Here is a 17,867-nt window from a genome sequence, read left to right as displayed (position 1 = left end):
TCGTCGCGAACCGCTCGCAATGAAATGCGCGATCAGGCCGTGATGTCCGGTAAAAACTGAGCGTCAAACCCTTCCGTCGGGCCGCCGCGTGGGCTAATCCCACCGCTCTTCATTCTAAAGGGCGCGCGTCATGACCAGGAAACCCGACGGAAGCTGGGACAAGTCCAAACTGCCGAGCCGGCACGTGACCGAAGGTCCGTCGCGGGCGCCGCACCGCTCCTATTATTACGCCATGGGTCTTGGCACCCGCGAGATCGCCCAGCCCTTCGTGGGCGTGGCCTCATGCTGGAACGAGGCGGCCCCTTGCAACACCGCCCTGATGCGCCAGGCGCACGCGGTGTCCAAGGGCGTCAAGGCGGCCGGCGGCACGCCGCGCGAGTTCTGCACCATCACCGTGACCGACGGCATCGCCATGGGCCACGAGGGCATGCGCTCCTCGCTGGTCAGCCGCGACTGCATCGCCGACTCGGTGGAACTGACCATGCGCGGCCACGGCTATGACGCCCTGGTCGGCGTGGCCGGCTGCGACAAGAGCCTGCCGGGCATGATGATGGCCATGCTGCGCCTGAACGTGCCCAGCGTGTTCCTGTACGGCGGTTCGATCCTGCCCGGCCGCTGGCAAGGCAAGGACGTCACCGTGGTCGACGTGTTCGAAGGCGTCGGCATGCATTCGGCCGGCAAGATGACGCTGGAAGACCTGTGCGACCTGGAAACCCACGCCTGTCCGTCGGACGGCGCCTGCGGCGGCCAGTTCACCGCCAACACCATGGCCTGCGTCTCCGAGGCCATCGGCCTGGCCCTGCCGCTGTCGGCCTCGCTGCCGGCGCCCTATCTGAGCCGCGACGAATATGCCGTGGCCTCGGGCGAGGCGGTGATGCGGCTGATCGAGAGCAATCTTCGTCCGCGCGACATCTGCACCCGCAAGGCGTTCGAGAACGCCGCCGTGATCGTGGCCGCCACCGGGGGCTCGACCAATGCCGCCCTGCACCTGCCGGCCATGGCCCATGAGTGCGGCATCTCCTTTACCCTGCGCGACGTCGCCGAGATCTTCCTGCGCACGCCCTACCTCGCCGACCTGAAGCCGGGCGGCCAGTATGTGGCCAAGGACATGGGCGAGGCCGGCGGCATGCCGGTGCTGCTCAAGACCCTGCTGGAAGGCGGCTTCATCCACGGCGACGGCATGACGGTGACCGGCAAGACCATGGCCGAGAACCTGAAAGACGTGAAATGGCGTGACGACCAGGTGGTGATCCGCCCGGTCTCCAATCCCCTGTCGCCGACCGGCGGCGTTGTGGGCCTGTGGGGCTCGCTGGCTCCGGACGGCGCCATCGTCAAGGTGGCGGGCATGACCTCGCACCGCAGCCATCGCGGCCCGGCCCGCTGCTTCGAAGGCGAGGAGGCCTGTTTCGACGCCGTGGCGACCGGCGACTATCAGGACGGCGACGTTCTGGTCATCCGCTATGAAGGCCCCAAGGGCGGCCCGGGCATGCGCGAGATGCTGTCGACGACGGCGGCGCTGGCGGGGCAGGGGCGCGGCGACAAGGTGGCCCTGGTCACCGACGGCCGCTTCTCGGGCGGCACGCGCGGCCTGTGCATCGGCCACATCGGTCCCGAAGCCCAAGCCGGCGGCCCGATCGCCCTGGTTCAGGACGGCGACATCATCACTATCGACGCCGACGCCGGGACCATAGATCTGGAAGTCGCGCCCGAGGAACTGGCTCGCCGCAAGGCCGCCTGGTCCCCGCGCAAGACCAACTACAACAGCGGCGCCATCTGGAAGTTCGCGCAACTGGTGGGTCCGGCTCACCTGGGCGCGACCACCCATCCGGGCGCTGACGGCGAGACCCACATCTACGCCGACCTGTAGAGGGCCGGGGCTTGTCCCACACGGCCTGGCCCGTTGATCCGGGGATGATCGCGCCCTTCCTGGTCGCGGTCATCCTGATCGAGCTGACGCCCGGGCCCAACATGGCCTATCTGGCGGCCCTGGCGGCGGCCCACGGCCGGCGCGCGGGCCTGATGGCCGTGGCGGGCGTCACCTGCGGCCTGTCGGTCTATATGCTGGCGGCGGTGTTTGGGCTGACCGAGGTCTTCCGGCTCTATCGCCCGCTCTATGAGCTGCTGCGCTGGTCGGGCGTGGCCTATCTGCTGTGGATGGCCTGGGACGCCTGGCGGTCGGCCAGCGATGGCGAGGTCGCCGACGCGCTGACCCCCTCCCGCTGGGTGCTGTTCCGACGCGGCATGGTGGCCAATCTGCTCAATCCCAAGGCGGCGCTGTTCTACGTCACCCTGCTGCCCAGCTTCATCAAGAGCGATCATGCGCCGCCCACCACCCAGGCGCTGATCCTGGGCACGATCCACGTGGTCGTCAGCATCTGCATTCACGGGACGATCGTGCTGGGCGCCGACCGCGCAGCCAGCGTTCTGGACCGGGCGCGCAGCCAGGTCTGGATCTCGCGCGGACTGGGCGTGGCCCTGGCGGTGGTGGCGGTGTGGATGGCCTGGGAGACGCGGCGGCGCGGCTGAGGCTGGCTAGGTTAGTCGTCCAGATCGAACGGCAGGTCGCCCTGATCGGCCTTGGGTTCGCGCTTGGCCTTAGAGACCGGCTTGTAGGTCGGCGTCAGGGGCGGTGAGGGATCGATCTCCCACGGCGGCTCGTCCAGATCGAAGCTGGGCTCGTCGTCTTCGTCATCGAAATCGGCGGCGGCTGCGAGCACAGGCGGCGGCGTTGGCGCGCGCTTGGGCGGCTCGGGCTCGGGTTCGGGTCTTGGCTGCGGTCGCGGGGGCGTGGGCTGGGGCTGGGGCTGGGGCGGCTCGGGCGGAGCCGGCGCAACGGCCGCCGGGCGTGGCGCGGGTCTCGGAGCCTGCGGACGGCGCACGATGGCCTCGCAGCGGGCCAGCCAGCGATTGGCTTCCTGCATGGCGTCGGCGGGCGAGCGGCTTTGCCGGCGCTGCTCGTCGCCCGGCGTCCACAGGTCCAGGTCAAAATCGGGATGGCGCGGATCGTCGAACACCAGGCGCAGGGTGACGGTATGCACCGATTGCGGCGCGACCTGATCGACCGCGCGGCGGTTCTCGCCCCGGAACACCCGGCCCACCACCTGGCCGTCGACCAGCAACTCGGCGCCCATCACCTCGTCGATGCGATAGATCAGGCACCAGGCGCCGCTGTCCCAGGCCACGGCGGCCAGACCGGTCTTGAACGCAAAGCCTGCGCCGCGACCCCGGCCATGCGCCAGGATCACCACCTCGGGATCGCCCTTCAGCACATGGCGCAGGGCCCGGCGGATACGCCGGTCGTCGTCCATGAACCAGATGGCCGCGCTGCCCATGAACGTCACGGCCGAGCCGGCGATGGCGACAAACAGCAAAAGGCGGGCGAGTTCGCTCATGGGAGCCAAGGCTAACGGGAGTTCCGGATTCGCGACAGGGGGCAGAGGGGGCGGCTAGAGGTTAAGCTCGGCCACCACCGGGACGTGGTCCGACGGCTTTTCCTTGTCGCGCTCGTCGCGATGGATGACGACATCCACGAGGTGGTCGGCGGCCTGGGGCGACAGCAGCAGGTGGTCGATACGGATGCCCAGGTTTCGCGGCCAGGCGCCGGCCTGATAGTCCCAGAAGGTGTAGCCCCCCGGCGCGCCGTCGATCTGCATGTAGGCGTCGGTGAAGCCCAGGTTCTTCAGGGCCCGGAACGCGGCCCGGCTCTCGGGCTGGAACAGGGCGTCGCCGGTCCAGGCGTCAGGGTTGGCCACATCCTCGGCTTCGGGAATGACGTTGTAGTCACCCAGGATGACCAGGGGCTCTTCCAGCGCCAGCAGGGCCGTGGCGTGGCTGTGCAGGCGGCGCATCCAGGCGAGCTTGTAGTCGAATTTCTCGGTGCCGATCGGATTGCCGTTGGGCAGATAGATGCCGCAGACCCGCACCGGCGTGGGCGCGGCGATGACGGCCTCGATATAGCGCGACTGCTCGTCGGTCTCGTCGTCGCTCAGGAACGGCAGGCCGCGCCGGACGTCCTCCAGCGGGAACTTCGACAACAGGGCGACGCCATTATAGGTCTTCTGGCCATGGACGGCGACGTTATAGCCAAGCCTTTCAAAGGCTTCCGTCGGAAATTTCTCGTCGATGCACTTGATTTCCTGCAGTACGGCGACGTCTGGGGCCTGCGCTTCGAACCAGGCCAGCACCCCTTCGAGGCGAGCATTCACAGAATTCACGTTCCAGGTGGCGATACGCATTGACGGCTCCGAGAGGCGCGGGGAGGCTAGGGCGCATGACGACCACGCTCAAGCCGGGCTTCAAGATTTCAGACAAGGGACAGCAGGCGCTGCTGATCCTGGTTTCGCTTGTCTGGGGTGTGGCGGCGGTGATCGGGGCCATACTGGCGGTGTTCTCGCCGCTTGTCTTCGATGGTCCGGGCAATCTGAGGAACCCGGTGGTGTGGCTGGGCTTCGTGCTGGGCGCCCTGTTCTGGGCGGTCTGCATGCTGGCGCCGCTGGTCGGCTGGATGCAGTGGCGCAAGGGCAAGCGCACCGAGGCCTGGGCGGCCATGGCCGCGCCGGCGGCCTGGGGGGCGCTGACCGTGACGGTTCTGCAGTTCGTTCCGAGCTAAATCGAATCCCTCTTTATCCGCTCTCCCCGGCGAAGGCCGGGGTCCAGATCGAACCCAGGGAGGCCATCGCCTTTTCTCAGGCAGAAGGCGCATCATCCCCAAACGCTCAGGGTGAATCTGGACCCCGGCCTTCGCCGGGGAGAGCGGGGATAAAGAGATTTAGCCTGCAGCAGGCAATGCCGATCGAAGCTAGATCGAGAAGCTGACGCCGCAGCCGCAGCTGGACTTGGCGTTGGGGTTGCGCACCTTGAACTCCGCGCCGGCCAGTTCGTCGACGAAATCGATCTCCGAGCCCTTCAGCAGGGCCAGCGAGATGACGTCGACCAGGGCCGCGGCGCCGTCGCGCTCGATCTTCAGGTCGTCGGCCTCGATGGCCTCGACCAGGTCGAAACGATACTGGAAGCCCGAGCATCCGCCGCCGTCCACCGCGACGCGCAGCATGACGGGACGCCCCTCGGCCTGTCCGATGGCGTGAATGCGACGCGCGGCGTTGGGGGAAAGGGTTACGGTTGTGTCGGTCATGGCTGTGGAAAACTCATCCTTGACCTATATGAGGATATCAACGCCCCAACGGAAGGGGTGAAAATCCCGATGTGGTCCAAGAGCGGTTCATGACATCTTCTCCCTACCTTGTCGCGCGCGCCCCCTATGCCGAGGATCCGGCCAAATCGCGCGGACGCCGGTTCAAGGAAGAGGAGAGCCGCACCCGCACGCCCTTCGCCCGCGACCGCGACCGGATCATCCACACCTCGGCCTTTCGCCGGCTGAAGGAAAAGACCCAGGTCTTCGTGGCGCACGAGGGCGACAATTTCCGCACCCGCCTGACCCATTCGCTGGAAGTGGCCCAGGTGGCGCGCTCGCTGGCCACGGCCCTGGGGCTGGACTCCGACCTGGCCGAGACCATCGCCCTGGGTCACGACATCGGCCACCCGCCGTTTGGCCACGCCGGCGAGGACGAGCTGCAGGACAAGATGAAGCCGTATGGCGGCTTCGACCACAACGTCCAGACCTTCCGGGTGGTGACCGAGCTGGAGCACCGCTATCCCGACTTCCTGGGCCTGAACCTGACCTGGGAAACCCTGGAAGGCATCATCAAGCACAATGGCCCGGTGACCGAAAAGCTGGGCAAGCCGTCCTGGAAGGCCATCTCCAAGTACGACAACGACTACAATCTGGGCCTGGGCACCTGGGCGTCGGCCGAGGCCCAGGTGGCGGCCCTGGCTGACGACATCGCCTACAACAACCACGACGTCGATGACGGCGTGGAAGCGGGTCTGTTTGGCCTGGACGAACTGCTGGACGTGCCGCTGATCGGGCCGATCCTGTTTGCCGTAAAGAGCGAGCGCCCGGATCTGGACGCCCGCCTGACCCGCCTTGAGGCCGTGCGCCGCATGATCGGGGCCATGGTCGACGATGTTATGGGCGAGACCCTGCAGCGCGCCGCCGCCACCGGCGTCCAGTCCGCCGATGCGGTGAGGTCGCTGGACCACGCCCTGGTCGCCTTCTCGCCGGACATGGCCGAGGACCTGGCCCGGCTGCGTCAGTTCCTGCACGCCCGCATGTACCGCCACTGGCGCGTCAATCGCACCCGCAGCCAGGCGCGGCGCATTCTGGCCGAGATGTTCACCTTGTTTCTGGCCGAGCCGGACGTCTTGCCGTCGGTCTGGTTCGAGAAGTCGCAGAACCGCGATGAGGCCGGGCGCGCGCGGGTGGTCTGCGACTATATCGCAGGCATGACCGACCGCTTCGCCATCGAGGAACACAGGAAGCTGTTCCAGCTCGACGTCTGGAACTAGGGTCCGGGCGCAGACTGCTCCCAGCTTTTTGGGGAGCCAAGGGCGTTTCCTTGCCACTGTGATGGCGCAGGCGGTTATGGCTGGCCTGTCCCTTCGGTAAACTATGTTCGCGCACGTGTGATTCGGCGGTCCGACCCGCGTGCGTTGTAGTCTGGAGCCTAATCGCGATGTCCGATCCCCACCGCGGCGCCTATACGCCGCCGACCGATGCGCCGCTGTCGTTCGATGCGCGTCAGCCGGTGCGCGGTTCCCGCCCGCTGCCCATGACCCTGATCATCAGCGCCGTGGTGCTGATGACGCTGGTTGTGGCGGTGGTGATGATCTATCGCGGCGGCGTTCGCGGTCCCAATGAGCCGCCGCGCACGGTCGGTTCTCAGGTCGCCGAGATGAAGACCGCTCCGCCGGCCGGCAGCCAGCCGTCCGATCCGGCCTCGGGCCTGCAGATCTACAAGAACGAGGAAAGCCAGCCCTCGCCGACCTATGCCGCCCAGCCGGAGGCGCCGCTGCCGCGCCCGACCGCGCCGGTCGACGCCAAGCCGATCACCACCGTCGCCCCGCCTGCGGCCGCCAAGCCGGCCCCGGCTCCGACGATCGAGGCCCTGGCCACCGCCGCCATCGCGCCCGCGCCCAAGCCCGTCGCCGCCAAGCCGGTGGTGGTCGCCTCCGCCGCGCCCAAGCCGGTCAGCTCGGCCAGCGGCGTGGCCATGGTGCAGATCGGCGCCCTGTCTTCGCCGGCCCTGGCTGACAAGGCCTGGAACGACGCCGCCCGCCTGGCCCCGGGCCTGGCCGCCGGCAAGGGCAAGAAGGTCGAGGCGATCGACAAGAACGGCGCCACGCTCTACCGCACCTCGGTAACGGGCTTTTCCAGCCGCGAGTCCGCCAAGGCGTTCTGCGAGGCGATCTCGGCCGCGGGCAAGTCCTGCTTCGTGAAGTAGGAACCAGCGCTTGAGCACCTCCGCCGCGATCCTCGGCTGCGCCGGGACCACCCTGTCGGCCGAAGAAGTCGCCTTCTTCCGGGATGTGAAGCCCTGGGGCTTCATCCTGTTCAAGCGCAACATCGCCGATCCCGAGCAGGTGCGGGCCCTGACCGCCGCCCTGCGCGACACGGTCGGCCGGCCCGACGCGCCCATCCTGATCGACCAGGAGGGCGGCCGCGTCGCCCGCCTGCAGCCCCCGCACTGGAAGACCTATCCGCCCGGCCGCGCCTACGGTGAGCTGGTGGCTAACGATCCCCTGGTGGCTCGCGAGATCACCCGCCTGGGCGCACGCCTGATCGCCCATGACCTGCGGGCCATCGGCGTTAATGTCGACTGCGTGCCGGTGCTGGACGTGCCCGACCCGCTGGGCCACGAGATCATCGGCGACCGCGCCTATGGCGACACCCCCGAGCAGGTGGCCACGCTTGGCCGCGCCGCCGCCGAGGGCCTGCTGGCCGGCGGCGTGCTGCCGATCATCAAGCACATCCCCGGCCACGGCCGCGCCATGAGCGACAGCCACCTGGAACTGCCGGTCGTGAAGGCCAAGCTGGCCGAGCTGGACGCCCGCGATTTTGCGCCGTTCCGCGTGTTGTCCGACATGCCGATGGCGATGACCGCCCACGTCGTTTACACGGCCATCGACCGCAAGCGCCCGGCCACGACCTCGAAGAAGGCCATCAAGAAAATCATCCGCGAATCCCTGGGCTTCGACGGACTTCTGATGAGCGACGACCTGTCGATGAAGGCTCTGTCGGGCGACTTCCGGCAGCGCGCCAAGGACAGCCTGTCGGCCGGCTGCGACGTGGTCCTGCACTGCAACGGCGACATGGACGAGATGAAGGCCGTGATGTCCGGCGTCGGCGGCCTGTCCAAGGAAGCCCGCCGCCGCTCGCAGGCGGTGATGAACCGGCTGATCAAGGTGGTCGAGCCGTTCGATGTGGCCGAGGCCCGGGCCCGGTTCGACGCCGCCTTCAACGGACGTTTTGCGTGACAACGGGCTTCCAGCCCACGCTCGACTTCGAGGCCGCCGACGCGGCGGCGGAAGACGGCGCGGCGCTGGTCATCGACATCGACGGCTATGAAGGTCCGCTGCACGTGCTGCTGGCCCTGGCGCGCCGCCAGAAGGTCGACCTGCTGCAGCTGTCGATCACCAAGCTGGCCGAGCAGTATCTGGCCTTTGTTCAGCAGGCCCGCCGGGTGCGGTTCTCGCTGGCCGCCGACTATCTGGTGATGGCCGCCTGGCTGGCCTATCTGAAATCCCGCCTGCTGCTGCCCAAACCCGAACGCGCCAAGGGCGAGGAGCCCCCGGCCGAGGAGATGGCTGCGCAACTGGCCTTCCGTCTGGCCAAGCTGGACGTCATGCGCCAGGCCGTCGAAGCCCTCAAGGCGCGCCCGCTGCTGAAGCGCGAGGTGTTCATGCGCGGCGATCCCGAAGCGGTGAAGATCGTCTCGTCGACCCGGCTGGAGGGTGATCTCTACAGCCTGATGAGCGCCTACATCACCCAGCGCAAACGCGAGCACAGCCGCCACTACGCGCCGCGTCCGCCCACCGCCTATCCGCTGGAAGACGCCCGCGACCGGCTGCGCACCCTGCTGCCGCGCATGGACGACTGGACCACCCTGACCACCGTGGCGCCCGTCGAGCGCGCTCTGGAAGAAGACGACGGCCCGTCGCCGGCCTCGTACATGGCTTCGACCCTGGCGGCGTCGCTGGAACTGGTGAAGGAAGGCGTGCTGGAGGCCCGGCAGATGGAGGCGTTTTCGGATCTCTATCTGCGGGCGCGGACGCAGCCGCTGGAGGAGGTCGAGTGATCACTTTTAAAACTCCGCTCTCCCCGGCGAAGGCCGGGGCCCAGATCGAACCCAGGGCATTTGTGTTCGTGGCAGGCGCTCAAGGTGGATCATCCCCAAACGCTCAGGCTGAATCTGGGCCCCGGCCTTCGCCGGGGAGAGCGGATATGGGTTGGCTATGATCGACCCCCTGTTCACCGAGCGCTGCATCGAGGCGCTGCTGTTCGCCGCCGCCGAGCCGCTGAGCGATGTCGACCTGGCCAAGCGCCTGCCCGAGGGCTGCGATATCCAGGCCGGGATCGCCGCTCTGCGCCTCCGCTACGAGGGCCAGGGGATCGAACTGGTCTGCGTGGCCAACCGCTGGCGCTTCCAGACGGCGACCGACCTGGCCTTCCTGATGACGGAGGAACGCGAGGAGCCGCGCCGGCTGTCGAAGGCCGCTCAGGAGACCCTGGCGATCATCGCCTATCACCAGCCCGTCACCCGGGCCGAGATCGAGGCCGTGCGCGGCGTCCAGGCCAGCCGGGGCACCATCGACGTGCTGCTGGAGCTTGGGCTGGTGCGGATGCGCGGCCGCCGCCGCTCGCCGGGCCGGCCGGTGACCTTCGGCACCACCGACGCCTTTCTTGAGCACTATGGCCTGGCCGCCCTGTCGGACCTGCCGGGCGTCACCGAGATGAAGGCCGCCGGCCTGCTGGAGATGAACCTGCCACCCGGATTCTCGGTGCCCGACCCGCTGGGCCTGCGTCCGGGGGAGGACGAGGATCCGCTGGAGGACGGCGACGAGGCGCCGGAATTTGCTCAGGATTTCCTGGGGGAGATGGAGAAGGGGTGAAGGTTGGGGAGGGGCGCTTCCTCTCTTCGTCCCGTCATTCCCGCCCTCGTGGCGGGAACCCCTCGATGGACCGCAGGTGCGGATGTGTGGCGCGCTGGCGCGTCAGTGCGCTTCACGTGTCAGCTGAACCAGGGGTTCCCGCCACAAGGGCGGGAATGACGGAGGTTATGGGCAAGGCAAGCCGGATAGGCTTGGCTCGCCGCCTCGCGAACGCCTATATTGCCTGAGAGATTGTAACGACACGCCGCAGCAGCTAATGGGCCGCTGTCGCAAGGAGCATGATTGCTATGGGTAGCATGAGCTGGATTCACTGGGTGATCGTGCTTGGGGTCATCGCCCTGCTGTTCGGCGGCCGAGGCAAGCTGTCGGGAATCATGGGCGACGCCGCCAAGGGCATTCGCGCGTTCAAGGACGGCCTGAAGGACGACTCCAGCAGCGAGAGCGCTGACAGCAAGGCCACGGGCGCCCTGCCGCGCACCGAAGCCGAAAAAGAAAAGTCGTAAGAACCCTCGGGCGCGCGGGCGAACCCGTTGCGCGCGTCCCTTCCACTTCGCGACGGCGGGCCCAGGTCCGCGTCGTTCTAAGGCGCGTCCATGCTTCCTGATATCGGCGGCACAGAACTTCTGGTCATCGCCGCGGTCGCTCTGATCGTGGTCGGGCCGAAGGATCTCCCCATGCTGCTGCGCAAGCTTGGCCAGTTCATCGGCAAGATGCGCGGCATGGCGTCTGAATTCCGCGCCAGCTTCGACGAAATGGCCCGCCAGTCCGAGCTCGACGACCTGCGCAAGGAAGTCGAGGCCATGCGGTCAGGCCAGTACGCCTCGCCGCTGCGCGACGCCGCCGATCAGGCCAAGGATGTCGGGGTGGATCAGGTGTTCGCCGACATCGACGCCAGTCTGAGCAGCGGAACGGTGCAGGCTCACCCCTATGCGGGCTACCAGCCCCATGGCGCATCGGTCGAGCCGTCGATCCTGCCGCCGGAGACCGAGATCAAGCCCGTCGTCGCCAAGCCCCGCAAGCCGCGCGTCGCCAAGGCGCCGGCCGTGATTGAACCCGCTGTCTCCAAGGCCCCCGCCCGCAAGCGCGCGGCCAAGGCCGAGATCGCCGTCGAAGCGCCCAAGGCCGCCCGCGCCCCGCGCACCAAGGCCGCCAAGGCCGGCGGCTCGACCGCCTCGGATATCGTCTCGTGACGGACTCCATCGGACACGAACCCGAGGACGAGATCGAAGCCTCGCGCGCCCCGCTGCTGGATCATCTGGTCGAGCTGCGCATGCGGCTGATCATCTGCGTGGTGGCGCTGTTCGTCGGGTTCGGCGTGTGCTTCGCCTTCGCCGACAAGATCTTCCTGTTCCTGGTCAATCCGTTCACCGTCGCCCAGCAGCTGCTCAGCGTGCAGCACGCCGGCGGCAGCCATGGTCCGTTCGACCTGCTGCTGGCCCTGGTGGGCCTCAAGGACATTCCGACGGGTGAAACCAAGGCCCTGGGCCTGGTCTATACGGCGGCGCTGGAGTTCTTCTTCACCAAGCTGAAGCTGGCCGGTTTCGGCGCCGTGGTCCTGACCTTCCCGGTCCTGGCCTGGCAGCTGTATCGCTTCGTCGCGCCGGGCCTCTACAAGAACGAGCGCGGCGCCTTCCTGCCGTTCCTGCTGGCTTCGCCGGTGATGTTCTTCCTGGGCGCGGCGCTGGTCTATTATGTGATGCTGCCGTTCGTGCTGTGGTTCTCGCTGAGCCAGCAGGTCTCGACGGTGGGCATCACCATCCAGCTTCTGCCCAAGGTCAGCGACTATCTGACCCTGGTGACCTCGCTGCTGCTGGCCTTCGGGCTTTGCTTCCAGCTGCCGGTGGTTGTGTCGCTGCTGGGCCTGGCCGGCATCCTGTCCAGCAAGCTGCTGCGCGAGGGCCGCCGCTACGCCATTGTCGGGGTGTTCATCGCCGCCGCCATCCTCACGCCGCCCGATCCGATCAGTCAGCTGACCTTGGCCATCCCGATGTGCCTGCTCTACGAAATCAGCATCTGGTGCGTGTGGCTGATCGAACGCGGCAAGGCCAAGGACGACAACAAGCGCAACGAGATCGTGGCGGTCTGACGCTCTCTGCCCATAGCCGCCCTTCGGGTCGCCGAGGAGGGCGGAGTCGGGGGAACAAAAAAGCCTCCGCCCCGGAAGGGAGCGGAGGCTTCTTGTCTTTCAGCGACCCTGTGAGGGCCGCGCGTTCCTAAGGTTTACAGCGAAGCCTGTTGCTTGGGCTGAGCGTTCATGGCCTGCAGTTGAGCCTTGGCGGCGCGGACGGAGCCGCCGACGCAGGCCTGGTATTCGTTGCGGTTGGCAAAGTCGGTCGAGGCCTTGCACACGGCTTCTGCGGCGGCCTTGATCTCGGCGTGGATCTGGTCGGTCGACTTGCCCTTCAGCGACACGCGCACGATGGTCACGGCTTCCTGACGGGTGGCGGCCTTCGAGGCGCCCGGACGAGCCTTCACAATCGCGGCCAGCTGACGGTTGGCGTCAAAGGTCGCGCTTTCGAGGCAGCTGGCGAGCGCATTGGCCTTCTCGTTGGCGCAGACGGCCTGGGCGGCGGTCTTGATCTCATCATTGATCTGGACGCTGGTCTTGCCGGCGAGCGAGACGCGAACCAGGTTGGCGGCGCTGGCGGGGGCGGCGAATGCGACCGAGACGGTGACGATGGCGGCGAGAGCGGCAAATTTCTTCAAGGTGTACATCCTGTATATTGAGGGAAGGAAACGCGGTTCTGCGTACTTGGCGCTCTGTTTTTCATTTTCGCCCTAATTTCGAGTTCAAAAACAACGTTAACGGACGTTATCGAGTTTTCACATTCAAGGTTTGTCTTCGAAATAAACCCCATTCCTGCTTATGTTTTGGGATTTGATTCAATCTATGCTTCAGGGCGGGCTATCTGTGGGTGTGTAAAACTGGGTGCGACGCGTTGTCGCAGGTTTTGGTCTCACGACAACACGGCGCCTCCCCGCGAATCCCTGACCCATGCAGCCCTGAAAAGGTTGGCGCCTCAGCCGACGCGCCTTAGAGAGGGCGTTTCCCTAAGCCAGTCTTCGAGCCCGTTCCGATGCACGACATCAAGGCCATCCGCGACAATCCCGAAGCCTTTGAAGCCGCCTGGTCGGCCAAGGGGCGCTCGGGCGCGGCCGCCGAGGCCGTGAAGCTGGACGCCCAGCTGCGCGCGGCCCAGACGGCGCTGCAGGAGAGCCAGGCCCGGCGCAACGAAGCCTCCAAGCGCATCGGCATGGCCAAGGCCAAGAAGGACGAGGTCGAAGCCCAGGCCCTGATGGCCGAGGTCGAGACCCTCAAGGCCCTGATGGCCGACGCGGCCGTCCTGGAAGCTGAGGCCGGCGCCGGGCTGAAGGACCTGCTGGCGTCGCTGCCCAACATTCCGGCCCCCGACGTGCCGCCCGGCGAGGATGAAGCGGGCAACGTCGAGATCCGCCGCTGGGGCGACGCGTCCCAGCTGCCCGCCGGCCGCCTGAACGCGCCCAAGGATCACGTCGATCTGGGCGCGGCCCTGGGCGGCATGGACTTCGAAGCCGCCGCCCGCATGAGCGGCGCGCGCTTTGTGGTGCTCAAGGGCCAGATCGCCCGGCTAGAGCGGGCCCTGGGCCAGTTCATGCTGGACCTGCAGACCGTGCAGCACGACTACACCGAAGTGTCGCCGCCGCTGCTGGTCAAGGACGAGGCCCTCTATGGCACCGGTCAGCTGCCGAAGTTCGCCGAAGACCTCTTCCGCACCACGGCTGACCACTGGCTGATCCCCACAGCCGAAGTCTCCCTGACCAACATCGTTCGCGAGCAGATCGCCGACGAAGCGCAGCTGCCGCTGCGGATGACGGCCCTGACGCCCAGCTTCCGCTCCGAGGCCGGCGCCTCGGGGCGCGACACCCGCGGCATGATCCGCCAGCACCAGTTCTACAAGGTCGAGCTGGTCTCGATCACCACGCCCGACCAGAGCGAGGCCGAGCACGAGCGGATGGTCGGTTGCGCCGAGGCGGTGCTGAAGGCGCTGAACCTGCCATTCCGCACCATGCTGCTGTGCAATGGCGACATGGGTTTTGGCGCGCGCAAGACCTATGACCTCGAGGTCTGGCTGCCCTCGCAGAACACCTTCCGCGAGATCAGCTCGTGCTCCAACTGCGGTGACTTCCAGGCCCGGCGCATGGACGCCCGGTTCCGCAGGGCCGGCGAGAAGGGCACCCAGTACGTCCACACCCTGAACGGTTCGGGCCTGGCGGTCGGCCGCACCCTGGTGGCCGTGCTGGAGAACTATCAGGACGAGACCGGCGGCATCACCATCCCCGAGGTGCTGGTTCCCTATATGGGCGGCGTCACCTACATCGGCGGGCAGGCCTGAGCCGCATGCGCATCCTCCTCACCAACGACGACGGCATCCACGCCCCGGGCCTGGTCGCGCTTGAGAAGATCGCCCGCGCCCTGACCGACGACGTGTGGATCTGCGCGCCGGAATACGAGCAGTCGGGCGCCAGCCGGGCCCTGACGCTGGCCGACCCGCTGCGGGTGCGCCGCCTGGACGATCGCCGCTTCGCCGTCGAGGGCACGCCCACCGACTGCGTGATGATGGCCGTGCAGCAGCTGATCGACGGCCCGGCGCCGGATCTGGTGCTGTCGGGCGTCAATCGCGGTCAGAACCTCGCCGAGGATGTCACCCTGTCGGGCACCGTGGCCGGCGCCATCGAGGGCATGGCCCTGGGTATCCGCTCGATCGCCCTGTCCCAGGCCATGAACTATTTCCACGATGAGGTGGTCGCCCACTGGGAGACCGCGCAGACCTATGGTCCGGGCATCATCCAGCGGCTGCTGGAGATGGGCTGGCCCAGCGACGTGATCATGAACGTCAACTTCCCGGCCCTGCCGCCGGAGCAGGTGACGGCCGTGGAGGTCACGCGCCAGGGCTTCCGTGACGGCCATCTGCGCCATTGGGACAAGCGCACTGACCTGCGCGGCCGCGACTATTACTGGATGGGCTTCACCGCCACGGCCTCGCAGCCCCGCGACGGCACCGACCTGAAGGCCGTCTATGAGGGCAAGATCTCGGTGACGCCGCTGCACATCGACCTGACGCACAACGAGACTGTCCACGCCCTGAAGGGCATGCTGGGCGGCGCTCCCCCCAAGCTGCGGGTGGACGCATGAGCAAGGCCAAGGCCGCCGCGACCACGGATCTGCCGCGCCTGATGCAGGCCCTGCGCGACCAGGGGATCACCGATCCCCAGGTGCTGGCGGCCATCGAGAAGACGCCGCGCGACCTGTTCACGCCGGACCTTTTCAAGGACCGCTCGTGGGAGGATTCGGCCCTGCCGATCGCCTGCGGCCAGACCATCAGCCAGCCCTATATCGTCGGCCTGATGACCCAGGCCCTGACCATCGAGCCGCGCTCGCGCGTGCTGGAGATCGGCACCGGGTCGGGCTACCAGACCACCATCCTCAGCCACGTGTCGCGTCTGGTCTATACGATCGAGCGCTATCGGACCCTGATGAAGGAGGCCGAGGCGCGCTTTCACAAGCTTGGCCTGACCAACGTCATCACCAAGTTCGGCGATGGCGGCGAAGGTTGGGCCGAACAGGCGCCGTTTGACCGCATTATGGTCACGGCTGCGGCTGAAGATGATCCGAAACGACTGCTGTCCCAGCTCAAGCCCAACGGCGTCCTCGTGGCGCCGATCGGGAAGGGGCCGGTACAGAGCCTTCGCCGCTATGCGGGCGACGGCAAGGGCGGCTTCAAGGTCGAGGCGCTGTGCGATGTGCGGTTTGTGCCGCTGCTCGACGGTGTGGCCCGCGACCAGTGAAGCGGGAAATCGGGGCGAGGCTTGCGCAGCGCCCTTGCGGTTAACGATTGATTTACCCTCGCGGGGCCGTCTGGGCGACTTGCGAGGACAAGGAGAGGCTATGAGGCAGTTGTGGACGCGCGCGGCGGTGATCGCCCTGACGGCTGGAACGCTCGCGGCCTGCGAAACGGCCGGGGGACCACAGTACCCTTCCCGGGATGGTCAGCCCGGCGGGCCCGCGCCCCGGGGCCAGACGCCCAATTTCCCCATCACCCAGGCCCCGCCTGCGGAAACGCTCAACACCACGCCGACGCCGTCCGAGGTGATCCGCCGCGAGCCGATCCCGGTCGAGGCCGCCCCGGCGCCGCCGATCTATACCGATCCGCCGGTCACGCGCACCGAACTTGCGCCGCCCCCGCCCCCGCCGCCCCCGCCGCCGCCGCCTCCGCCGGCCCAGATCCGTCCGGCCGCGCCGATCATCGTCACCACCGTGGCCGGTCCCGTGGTCGATGTGCCCGGTAAGCCCCAGTCGCGCGTCGTCGAGTCGGGCGACGCCCTGGACGCCATCGCCCGCGGTTTTGGCGCGACGCGCGCCGAACTGGTCAAGCTCAACGATCTCGAGCCGCCCTACCGCCTGAAGCTGGGCCAGAAGATCGTCGGCCCCGCCGGACCCAAGTCCAAGGCCTATGTCGTCCAGTCGGGCGACACGATGTTCGCCATCGCCAAGCGCTTTTCCGTCACCGCCGCCGCCCTGGCCGACGAGAACGACCTCAGGAGCGGCGCGGCGATCAAGAAGGGGCAGAAGCTGCTCCTGCCGGACGGCTTCAAGGACAAGGGTCCGACCAAGACGGCCATGGCCGCGCCGCCGTCCAGCGTCCCGACCACGATGCTTGCCGGTTCAGCGCCGGCCCCGCGTCCCGTCGAAACGCCGCGCGCCTCGACCCCGACCGCAACGCCGACCCCCACTGCAACGCCGACCATGAGCCAGCCGGCTTCCACGCCGGTGGCCAGCACCGCCAGCGGTCTGGGCAGCGTCACCACCACCACGACCAGCGTCACCGGTTCGGTGGTCAGCGTGGCGGGGCCGCGTCAGGTCCATACGGTCAAGTCGGGCGACACCCTGACCGCGATCGCCCGGCGCTTTGACATGAGCGTCAAGGACCTGGCCGACGCCAACGATATCGACCCCGACAAGGCGCTGAGGCTGGGCGCGAAGATCAAGGGCCCGGCCACGACGGCCAAGGCCTATTCCGCCCAGTCCGGCGACACCCTGACGGCCATCGCCAAGCGCTTCAATGTCACCCTCAAGGCCCTGGCCGCCGAGAACGACCTGAAGACCACGGCGGCCGTCAAGAAGGGCCAGAAGATCCTTCTGCCCGACGGCTACAAGGACAAGGGGCCGATCAAGACCACGACCACCCGGCCGGCCACGCCGTCGACGACGGTGGCCCAGGCTCCGGCCGCGACCGAAACGCCCGTGACCACGCCGTCAGCGCCGATCCCGTATCGGCCGGGCCCCTCGACCCCGCGTCCCAGCGGTCCGGTCGCGGCCCTGCCGGTCAATCCGCCGCCGTCGGCCCCGATCCGTCAGATCATCGAGAGCAGCGCCGCCCCGACCGAGGCCGAGATCATCGCCTCGGGCAAGGGCCGCTTCTCGTGGCCGCTGCGGGGCGAGATCATTTCCGACTTCGGGGTCAAGGGCACGGGCCAGCGCAATGACGGCCTGAACATCCGCGCCAATGCCGGCGCGCCGGTGGTGTCCGCCGCCGACGGCGAGATCGCCTATGCCGGCAACCAGGTCCCGACCTTCGGCAACCTGGTTCTGGTCAAGCACGCCGACGGCTGGGTCACGGCCTATGCCCACCTGGGCACGACCGATGTGAAGATGCGCCAGCAGGTCAGCAAGGGCCAGCAGCTGGGCACTGTCGGTTCGACCGGCGGGGTCAACGAGCCGCAGCTGCACTTCGAGATGCGCTATGCGCCGACGGTGAAGGACAAGGCCCGGCCGGTGGATCCGGGTCTGCTCCTGCCGCGCTAGGATAAAGAACGGCCCG

19 protein-coding genes are annotated in these 17,867 nt (G+C 67.7%); 15 read left to right on the top strand and 4 right to left on the bottom strand.

Going from position 1 to position 17,867, the window contains the following annotated elements:
• Positions 1–130 precede the first annotated feature (130 nt).
• Positions 131–1,867 carry a dihydroxy-acid dehydratase gene (gene ilvD, locus ACW17Z_RS04190; RefSeq protein WP_492057676.1) on the top strand — a complete coding sequence of 579 codons (1,737 nt, stop codon included), beginning with the start codon at positions 131–133 and terminating at the stop codon, positions 1,865–1,867.
• Between the two features lie 11 nt (positions 1,868–1,878).
• Positions 1,879–2,526 carry a LysE family translocator gene (locus tag ACW17Z_RS04185; protein ID WP_492057674.1) on the top strand — a complete coding sequence of 216 codons (648 nt, stop codon included), beginning with the start codon at positions 1,879–1,881 and terminating at the stop codon, positions 2,524–2,526.
• Positions 2,527–2,537: 11 nt separating this feature from the next.
• On the opposite strand, the gene ACW17Z_RS04180 is transcribed toward ACW17Z_RS04185, so the two are convergent.
• Positions 2,538–3,392 (bottom strand): hypothetical protein, encoded by an 855-nt coding sequence (locus ACW17Z_RS04180; protein ID WP_492057673.1) that lies wholly within the window; start codon positions 3,390–3,392, stop codon positions 2,538–2,540.
• A 54-nt stretch (positions 3,393–3,446) separates the two neighbouring features.
• A complete protein-coding gene (gene xth, locus ACW17Z_RS04175) occupies positions 3,447–4,235 on the bottom strand; it encodes an exodeoxyribonuclease III (RefSeq protein ID WP_492057672.1) in 789 nt (262 codons plus the stop codon).
• A gap of 35 nt (positions 4,236–4,270) precedes the next feature.
• Between xth and ACW17Z_RS04170 the strand changes: the two genes are divergently transcribed.
• Complete coding sequence (locus ACW17Z_RS04170) at positions 4,271–4,609, top strand: hypothetical protein (RefSeq protein WP_492057671.1); 339 nt, start codon at positions 4,271–4,273, stop codon at positions 4,607–4,609.
• Positions 4,610–4,798: 189 nt separating this feature from the next.
• Here ACW17Z_RS04170 and erpA read toward each other — a convergent pair whose 3' ends face one another.
• Positions 4,799–5,131, bottom strand: coding sequence for an iron-sulfur cluster insertion protein ErpA (gene erpA / locus ACW17Z_RS04165; protein ID WP_419317518.1), 333 nt, complete (start codon positions 5,129–5,131; stop codon positions 4,799–4,801).
• A gap of 89 nt (positions 5,132–5,220) precedes the next feature.
• Between erpA and ACW17Z_RS04160 the strand changes: the two genes are divergently transcribed.
• The 8 genes from ACW17Z_RS04160 (at position 5,221) to tatC (ending at position 12,094) form a co-directional block, all read left to right on the top strand.
• Positions 5,221–6,405, top strand: a complete 1,185-nt coding sequence (locus tag ACW17Z_RS04160; protein ID WP_492057670.1) for a deoxyguanosinetriphosphate triphosphohydrolase — start codon at positions 5,221–5,223, stop codon at positions 6,403–6,405.
• Between the two features lie 167 nt (positions 6,406–6,572).
• Positions 6,573–7,340 (top strand): cell division protein FtsN, encoded by a 768-nt coding sequence (ftsN, locus tag ACW17Z_RS04155; protein ID WP_492057669.1) that lies wholly within the window; start codon positions 6,573–6,575, stop codon positions 7,338–7,340.
• Between the two features lie 10 nt (positions 7,341–7,350).
• Positions 7,351–8,373, top strand: coding sequence for a beta-N-acetylhexosaminidase (gene nagZ / locus ACW17Z_RS04150; RefSeq protein ID WP_492057667.1), 1,023 nt, complete (start codon positions 7,351–7,353; stop codon positions 8,371–8,373).
• A complete protein-coding gene (locus ACW17Z_RS04145) occupies positions 8,370–9,194 on the top strand; it encodes a segregation and condensation protein A (protein WP_419317514.1) in 825 nt (274 codons plus the stop codon). Before nagZ ends, ACW17Z_RS04145 begins: the two co-directional genes overlap by 4 nt.
• A gap of 151 nt (positions 9,195–9,345) precedes the next feature.
• Positions 9,346–10,008 (top strand): SMC-Scp complex subunit ScpB, encoded by a 663-nt coding sequence (gene scpB, locus ACW17Z_RS04140; protein WP_492057666.1) that lies wholly within the window; start codon positions 9,346–9,348, stop codon positions 10,006–10,008.
• Positions 10,009–10,295: 287 nt separating this feature from the next.
• Positions 10,296–10,511, top strand: a complete 216-nt coding sequence (gene tatA / locus ACW17Z_RS04135) for a twin-arginine translocase TatA/TatE family subunit (protein ID WP_419254917.1) — start codon at positions 10,296–10,298, stop codon at positions 10,509–10,511.
• Between the two features lie 90 nt (positions 10,512–10,601).
• A complete protein-coding gene (tatB, locus tag ACW17Z_RS04130; RefSeq protein WP_492057664.1) occupies positions 10,602–11,198 on the top strand; it encodes a Sec-independent protein translocase protein TatB in 597 nt (198 codons plus the stop codon).
• Positions 11,195–12,094: a twin-arginine translocase subunit TatC gene (gene tatC / locus ACW17Z_RS04125; RefSeq protein ID WP_492057662.1), complete on the top strand. Its 900-nt coding sequence runs from the start codon at positions 11,195–11,197 to the stop codon at positions 12,092–12,094. Before tatB ends, tatC begins: the two co-directional genes overlap by 4 nt.
• A 134-nt stretch (positions 12,095–12,228) precedes the next feature.
• On the opposite strand, the gene ACW17Z_RS04120 is transcribed toward tatC, so the two are convergent.
• Positions 12,229–12,723: a hypothetical protein gene (locus tag ACW17Z_RS04120; RefSeq protein WP_419317510.1), complete on the bottom strand. Its 495-nt coding sequence runs from the start codon at positions 12,721–12,723 to the stop codon at positions 12,229–12,231.
• Between the two features lie 362 nt (positions 12,724–13,085).
• On the opposite strand from ACW17Z_RS04120, the gene serS reads away from it, so the two are divergent.
• From serS to dipM, 4 genes are all read left to right on the top strand, one after another.
• The gene (gene serS, locus ACW17Z_RS04115) at positions 13,086–14,381 is read left to right on the top strand and encodes a serine--tRNA ligase (protein ID WP_492057660.1); all 1,296 of its coding nucleotides are present in this window, start codon (positions 13,086–13,088) and stop codon (positions 14,379–14,381) included.
• Between the two features lie 5 nt (positions 14,382–14,386).
• Entirely contained in the window at positions 14,387–15,181 is a 795-nt protein-coding gene (surE, locus tag ACW17Z_RS04110; protein WP_492057658.1) for a 5'/3'-nucleotidase SurE, read from the top strand.
• Positions 15,178–15,834, top strand: a complete 657-nt coding sequence (locus tag ACW17Z_RS04105) for a protein-L-isoaspartate(D-aspartate) O-methyltransferase (protein WP_419317506.1) — start codon at positions 15,178–15,180, stop codon at positions 15,832–15,834. The genes surE and ACW17Z_RS04105 overlap by 4 nt, the downstream gene beginning before the upstream one ends.
• Before the next feature lie 100 nt (positions 15,835–15,934).
• Positions 15,935–17,851: a cell division endopeptidase DipM gene (dipM, locus tag ACW17Z_RS04100; RefSeq protein ID WP_492057655.1), complete on the top strand. Its 1,917-nt coding sequence runs from the start codon at positions 15,935–15,937 to the stop codon at positions 17,849–17,851.
• Positions 17,852–17,867 lie beyond the last annotated feature (16 nt).

The sequence above is a fragment of the Caulobacter sp. GSs2 genome (assembly GCF_058680895.1).
The sequence above is the reverse complement of the archived record's forward strand: the minus strand, read 5'-3'. Positions and strand labels throughout refer to the sequence as shown.

What these genes read in the sequence shown, in the direction of transcription:
- ilvD (WP_492057676.1), top strand. Translation starts at nt 131, where the DNA reads ATGACCAGGAAACCCGACGGAAGCTGGGACAAGTCCAAACTGCCGAGC.
- ACW17Z_RS04180 (WP_492057673.1), bottom strand. Translation starts at nt 3,392, where the DNA reads ATGAGCGAACTCGCCCGCCTTTTGCTGTTTGTCGCCATCGCCGGCTCG.
- xth (WP_492057672.1), bottom strand. Translation starts at nt 4,235, where the DNA reads ATGCGTATCGCCACCTGGAACGTGAATTCTGTGAATGCTCGCCTCGAA.
- ACW17Z_RS04170 (WP_492057671.1), top strand. Translation starts at nt 4,271, where the DNA reads ATGACGACCACGCTCAAGCCGGGCTTCAAGATTTCAGACAAGGGACAG.
- erpA (WP_419317518.1), bottom strand. Translation starts at nt 5,131, where the DNA reads ATGACCGACACAACCGTAACCCTTTCCCCCAACGCCGCGCGTCGCATT.
- ACW17Z_RS04160 (WP_492057670.1), top strand. Translation starts at nt 5,221, where the DNA reads ATGACATCTTCTCCCTACCTTGTCGCGCGCGCCCCCTATGCCGAGGAT.
- ftsN (WP_492057669.1), top strand. Translation starts at nt 6,573, where the DNA reads ATGTCCGATCCCCACCGCGGCGCCTATACGCCGCCGACCGATGCGCCG.
- tatA (WP_419254917.1), top strand. Translation starts at nt 10,296, where the DNA reads ATGGGTAGCATGAGCTGGATTCACTGGGTGATCGTGCTTGGGGTCATC.
- tatB (WP_492057664.1), top strand. Translation starts at nt 10,602, where the DNA reads ATGCTTCCTGATATCGGCGGCACAGAACTTCTGGTCATCGCCGCGGTC.
- ACW17Z_RS04120 (WP_419317510.1), bottom strand. Translation starts at nt 12,723, where the DNA reads ATGTACACCTTGAAGAAATTTGCCGCTCTCGCCGCCATCGTCACCGTC.
- serS (WP_492057660.1), top strand. Translation starts at nt 13,086, where the DNA reads ATGCACGACATCAAGGCCATCCGCGACAATCCCGAAGCCTTTGAAGCC.
- surE (WP_492057658.1), top strand. Translation starts at nt 14,387, where the DNA reads ATGCGCATCCTCCTCACCAACGACGACGGCATCCACGCCCCGGGCCTG.
- ACW17Z_RS04105 (WP_419317506.1), top strand. Translation starts at nt 15,178, where the DNA reads ATGAGCAAGGCCAAGGCCGCCGCGACCACGGATCTGCCGCGCCTGATG.
- dipM (WP_492057655.1), top strand. Translation starts at nt 15,935, where the DNA reads ATGAGGCAGTTGTGGACGCGCGCGGCGGTGATCGCCCTGACGGCTGGA.